This is a genomic window from Aneurinibacillus terranovensis DSM 18919 (genome assembly GCF_000430625.1).
Lineage (GTDB): Bacteria > Bacillota > Bacilli > Aneurinibacillales > Aneurinibacillaceae > Aneurinibacillus_B > Aneurinibacillus_B terranovensis.
In genome coordinates this window covers 1-6,125 of sequence record NZ_AUMJ01000095.1, presented here as the reverse complement: position 1 = coordinate 6,125, position 6,125 = coordinate 1, and the positions used below count along the sequence as shown (strand labels likewise).

4 protein-coding genes and 1 pseudogene are annotated in these 6,125 nt (G+C 46.1%); 2 read left to right on the top strand and 3 right to left on the bottom strand.

Going from position 1 to position 6,125, the window contains the following annotated elements:
• Both H525_RS28715 and H525_RS0114985 read right to left on the bottom strand, forming a co-directional pair.
• A pseudogene (locus H525_RS28715) lies at positions 1–163 on the bottom strand (group II intron reverse transcriptase/maturase); the annotation flags it as partial.
• A gap of 305 nt (positions 164–468) precedes the next feature.
• Complete coding sequence (locus H525_RS0114985; RefSeq protein WP_027416859.1) at positions 469–1,569, bottom strand: bifunctional 3-deoxy-7-phosphoheptulonate synthase/chorismate mutase; 1,101 nt, start codon at positions 1,567–1,569, stop codon at positions 469–471.
• A 196-nt stretch (positions 1,570–1,765) separates the two neighbouring features.
• Between H525_RS0114985 and H525_RS0114980 the strand changes: the two genes are divergently transcribed.
• Entirely contained in the window at positions 1,766–3,916 is a 2,151-nt protein-coding gene (locus H525_RS0114980; RefSeq protein WP_027416858.1) for a cell division protein FtsA, read from the top strand.
• 221 nt (positions 3,917–4,137) lie between these two features.
• On the opposite strand, the gene ytxJ is transcribed toward H525_RS0114980, so the two are convergent.
• Positions 4,138–4,458, bottom strand: a complete 321-nt coding sequence (ytxJ, locus tag H525_RS0114975) for a bacillithiol system redox-active protein YtxJ (RefSeq protein WP_035101451.1) — start codon at positions 4,456–4,458, stop codon at positions 4,138–4,140.
• A 215-nt stretch (positions 4,459–4,673) separates the two neighbouring features.
• On the opposite strand from ytxJ, the gene H525_RS0114970 reads away from it, so the two are divergent.
• Positions 4,674–5,756, top strand: a complete 1,083-nt coding sequence (locus H525_RS0114970) for an isocitrate/isopropylmalate family dehydrogenase (protein ID WP_027416856.1) — start codon at positions 4,674–4,676, stop codon at positions 5,754–5,756.
• Positions 5,757–6,125 lie beyond the last annotated feature (369 nt).

The following is a 6,125-nucleotide window of genomic DNA, read 5'->3' as shown; positions in this document are numbered from 1 at the left end:
AGGTACCCGTCTCAATGGAACGGCGGATGTCATGCCAGTGTTCCATGATATGTCTACGTAGAGATTTTACGGACATACCGTCCACGCCATGACTTCCTTTATTCCGTTCTACTTGCTTCAGGGCAAGTAAGAGATTATCCCGTGACAACAATTGTTCCATCATAACGTATGCTCCTTGCGTGAATGAAAGGGTCAATTTGTGCCGAAGGTACACTCCGCCCTTCTGAAGTCTCCGGTGGATTCACCACGTCTTCCTTCAGATAAGTCCCATTGGATTGTCTGCTTTCATCGCGTATCTTCGAACGCCTTGTCTTTCATACCTCACGGTCGACACCCTTGCCATAAGCTAATGGTTACTACTGCCTTCACCATTCGGGACTTGAACCCTATAGATAATGCCTATGCCGGGCGCACCAAAAAAAAAATCACCGGCTCACGAGCCGATGATGTGAAAAGCAGTGTATGCAGTTAAACTCCAGTCACAACCCCGGCATTTTCTTTGTATAAACCGGATCGGCGCAGTTCTTCAACAAATTTATGGAAAGTAGGGATATTAATCTGCTGTTTGGCGTCGGATAAAGCAACAGCAGGATCAGGATGAACTTCTACCATTACCCCGTCGGCTCCGACAGCCAGGGCCGCCTTTGCAGTAGGAAGCAGAAGATCGCGGCGTCCTGTAGAATGGGTGACATCCACAAATACAGGCAAATGCGTTTCTTGTTTTAGAATAGGAACCGCTGAGATGTCCAGCGTATTGCGCGTGGCCTTCTCATAAGTCCGAATCCCACGCTCGCACAGCATAACCTGTGTATTTCCCCCGGAGACAATATATTCGGCCGCGTGGACAAACTCTTCAATCGTAGCAGACAGACCGCGTTTTAAAAGAATCGGTGTTTTTACGCGTCCCGCAGCTTTTAATAGTTCAAAGTTCTGCATATTGCGGGCCCCGATTTGAATAACGTCTAAATACTCGGTTGCCATCTCAATATCTGCTGGCGTTACGATTTCACTTACCACTTTAAGATTTAATTCATCGGCTACCCGGCGGAGAATTTTCAAACCTTCTTCACCGAGCCCTTGGAAGTCGTAAGGCGACGTGCGGGGTTTGTACGCTCCTCCCCGCATCAGGGTAAGCCCATTCGCCTTGAGCGCCTCTCCAACAAGGCGTACCTGTTCATATGATTCCACCGAGCAAGGGCCGGCTACAAGAATAGGTTCCCCCGCTCCAACGGATACTGGCCCCAATGCGATCACCGTATCTTCCTGTTTTTTCTTCCGGCTAACGAGAAGGGCTTTGCGGTTATCGTCTTCCTGCAATTCGAGAGACGCACTGAAGATTTGCTTGAATAGATGCTGAATCGTGCTGTCTTCAAACGGACCTTTGTTGTTCTCAACAATCAGATTTAACATTTGCCGTTCGCGTTCAGGGTCGAATCGGTTAACCCCCTGTTTATGTTTTACCTTTCCAATTTCCTGAACGAGCTCCGCCCTCTGATTAATAAGCTCCAAAATCTTCAGATTTACCTCGTCTAGCTCGCTGCGTAACATATCTAGTTTGTCATTGCTCATCTACTCTCCACCTCTCCTAGCTTTGAAAAAAAAAAATATTAAAGAGAATTATAACGTATTCTTACGTTTTTGTCAGCGTTTATTAAAAATTCACACAAAGGACTTTGATAAAATGTATCGAATTACTTAGTATATTATTAACGTACTTCTCATCAAATATATTCGTTTTAACGCTTAAAGGAGATACATACATACTATGGTAACAGAAAATCAACCAATTTTTGCTCTTGATATAGGGACTCGCAGTGTAGTAGGACTTTTAGTAGAGCCGGATGGAAGCAAATTCAAGGTAGTCGGGTATGAACGGGAAGAACACGCGGAACGCTCCATGTTGGACGGACAAATTCACGACGTGGTGGCGGTTGCCGATGTCATTGCGCGAATTAAACAACGCCTGGAGGAAAAAACGGGGCAACCATTAACACATGTAGCGGTCGCCGCTGCCGGACGTTCCCTCCATACGCAGCGCATAGAAGTAGCCCATGATATTTCGGGAATCTCTCAACTCAATGAGAACGATATTCTGACCCTGGAATTAACCGCAGTCCAGCAGGCCCAGCGTTCGCTTGCCAATCAACAGGAGTCTCAGGATTTTACCCAATACTATTGCGTTGGGTACAGTGTTGTCAATTACTTTCTTGATAATGAAATCATTGGCAACCTTATGGATCAGCGTGGCAAAGAAGCAAGGGTTGAAATTATCGCTACCTTTCTGCCGCGCATGGTCGTCGATTCCTTAATCGCCGCTCTCAAACGGGTTCATCTGGAGATGCTAGCTCTCACGCTAGAGCCCATTGCAGCCATTAATGTACTCGTGCCTTCGACGATGAGACGCCTCAATGTGGCGCTCGTGGATATTGGAGCGGGCACATCAGATATTGCGATCACGGGAGAAGGGACCATTAGCGCCTATGGGATGGTTCCATCAGCGGGAGATGAAATTACCGATGCGCTGAGCCAGGCTTATTTGCTTGATTTCACCGTGGCGGAAACGGTGAAACGGGAATTGTCAGAACAGACGCATGTTTCGTTTACCGATATCCTTGGGATGGAATCTAGGTGCACACGTGAAGAAATCATTGAAAAAATTGAGCCTGATATTGATAAACTGGCGGAGCTGATTTGCTGCCGCATCCTTGAACTAAACGGAAAAGCTCCCCAGGCGGTTATGCTGATTGGAGGAGGCAGCTTAACTCCTGAGCTTGCACGCAAAGTTGCGGAAAAATTGGACCTGCCGACCGCTCGTGTAGCCGTGCGCGGAGCCGAGGCGATTCAATCCTTTACCGACAAGCAGGAATTAACCGGTCCGGAATTTGTAACACCACTTGGCATTGCGGTCGCTGCCCGGAAGCATCCGATTAAATATTTATCGATTCACCTCAATGACGAAGCGCTTCGTATCTTTGATTTAAAGGAAATGAACGTGGGAGAGGTCTTGTTATACGCCGGTGTTGATATTAAACGCCTGCACGGCCGCCCTGGACTGGCTATGACTGTCCATGTGAACGGAAAAATGAAAATCATACCTGGCACGCATGGTACCCCGCCGGTTCTGTCTCTGAATGGACAACCTGCCCAATTGGATACTCTTGTTAAGACTGATGACCGCCTGACACTCGAAATTGGCAGAGACGGAAATGCGGCTTCCGCTACACCAGCCAGTTTATTTGATGAAATTGATACGCTGGATATCACGATTAACGGTACTCCCTATTCTCTACCTCCTTCGATCAAGGTAAACGGAAAACAAACGGGCTGGAATGTGGAACTTCGGGATCGTGATGAGGTGGAATTTTCTATGCCAAAAACATGCCGCGATGCCCTGATTGCTGCAGAATTATATGTGCCGGAAATGGCAATCGACACACTGCCTTACACCGTGAACGGTAAAGCCTTCACCTATCCGTATTCGCTCTACTCTTTTAAAATCAACGGGCGTGAAGCAAGTCTCACTGACAGGATTAGCAAAAACGACGCTATTACGTTCGAAAAAAATAATGCGCCTTTCCCCACGATTCAGGAAATACTGCCCGTAGAAGAATTAACGGATTTATCGACGACTGTCACCTTTAACGGAGAAACTCTTCGCATTCCATCAAGTGAAATGGAGATTCTCATGGATGGAGAACGGGCAGAATTAACGGACCCGCTCCATAAAAATGCAACTATTGTGATTCAAATCCATTTTAAACGTGCAGCTATTTTTAGTGATGCATTTCGCTATATCGATGACAGCCTGCAGGCTCCCGCAGATGGAAAAAAACTAATCCTATCCATCAACGGAAATGCCGCTTCATTTCAGGACCCTATTAAAACCGGGGATGCTCTTGAACTTCGGTGGGAGTAGCCGACATAGAACTTAAGCGGGTGGGAGCGAATGGAATGCTCCGTTTTTGATTTTTTGCTTTTTTTCCGTTACCTAGTGTTAGGACAAAAAGGGAGACGTCTTTCCTGCCCGACTGTCTCCATCTTCGAACTACCTGAATGTTTCGGGCAGGGTCTCCCTTTTTGGCATAACACGGACAGTTTACGCTTCGTTGCAAGGAAAGATGCATCTTGCCACGTGCTCTACTTAATCGCCTGCTTCAAGTTCTTTTCGGTGATGTTCCAGTGTGAGGCGTGCCAGGCAACGGTACCGTTTTTCACATACAGAACCTGTGGTGATTCATGCTTCACGCCGAAACGCTCAGCGACTTCGTTGGAAACCGGGCGGGCGTTTTGCACAATAATCATGGCCCATGGCTTCGTGTCGCCTTCTTCCGTGTATCTCATAAACTCGTCGTGCGCCTCGCGGCTGATGGGGCATGTCGTGCTGTGTTTAAATAAAATTCCTTCCGGATTCTCCTGTAAAAACTGCTCTAACTCTTCAACAGATGTTAGCTCTTTCATTGTTTTCACACACTCCTTTTCATAGCACTCACCCTTATCTTACCCTTTTCTCCCCCTTTTGTCTTGCTCTTCCGCGCATCAAAAACAGTACTTTCTCATCTTAAAAACATGGTTAATTTAGAAACATCGTTGAGATATTTCGTTAAATCGTGCATAATAAGTAAGGTCGTAAGTCATTATTAACCTAATGCGGAAACAAATATTATGAGGTGATTATTGTGAAAAAAACAGTCGTGGTCATGCAAGGTGATCAGACCGGACAAGAACTTCTGGACGAATCGCTGCGTGTGCTTCAACCAGATGTAATAGGAATCGAAATTAATTTCGAAACATATGATTTAAGTCTCGAAAACCGTCGTAATACGAAAAATGAAATCGTACATCAAGCAGCTCGTGCTATGAAAAAACACGGCTTTGGAATTAAAGCGGCTACGATTACACCGGAGGAAAAAGGCGATGTGGGAAGCCCGAACGCCATCCTTCGTAAGGAAATAGACGGTAAAGTTATTGTACGGACAGGCCGTCGCATTCCAGGAATTCGTCCGGTAGCCGGTGCGTATTCTCCTATTTCTGTTGTACGTATGGCTGTAGGAGATGCGTATGGTGCAAAAGAATGGCGTGAAGGGGAAGGTCTAAACGAACAGGCTTACCGTACGGAAACAATCGACCGGAAAACATGCCGTGCTGTCGCTGAGTTCTCTTTCCGCCATGCACAAAAAATAAACGCAAAAGTATTCGGCGGTCCGAAATACACTGTAAGCCCGGTATACGAAGGCATGCTGAAGGAAGAGATGGATGCCGCAAGCAAAAAATACCCAACGGTAAAATATGAACCGCAGTTAATTGATGCTACATATGCTCTTCTCCTTTCTTCTGCCGGAGACGCCATGGTTATTCCTGCCCTCAACCGTGACGGCGACTGCCTGAGTGATATGGTTCTGCAAATGTTTGGTTCGATCGCCGGCGCTGAATCCGTTCTGCTTGGCTTTGACCAGGAATTCAACACGGAAACCGTGATGGTAGAAGCGCCACATGGCACTGCACCTGCACTCTTTGGAAAAAACATCGCCAATCCGATGGCAATGATTCTCGCCAATGCCTCCCTTCTAACCTACTTCAACGATCCAAAAGCACACATGGCTTCCCGTGCGATATACGAAGCAACTATAGAAGCGGTAAGCGGCGGCATTCGTACATCTGATCTGGGCGGAAGCGCCACAACAAGCGAATTTGTGGATGCCGTCATTGAAAAAATCAAAACAAAACTCGATGTGTGGGCAACCATGCAAAGCTTTTAATTTTTTTTTCATAAAGAAACGCCAATAAAGTCCATCGCCATTCTACCTGGTGATGGACTTTTTCATTTTAACCTCGGAACATACATTGCGCTTGTTTATAAGCCTGTAAAACCGTGGAAAGATTGTTACACTTATGCACTGGTGTCTATAAGGAGTCGATAACTGTCAAACTGAACTATGGATAATTGTCGCCATCATTATTTTAAATATAATGAACCGGATATTGTCTTATATGAACATGATAGACGCACAATCTTATGAAATGCAGCCATTTATTGTTATTGATACCCGAAAACAACCTAAAGTTGATGGGATTGCCTGTCCGGAAGTTGACGAGTATAATGTCCTCGTATCATTCTGGAGAAAGGA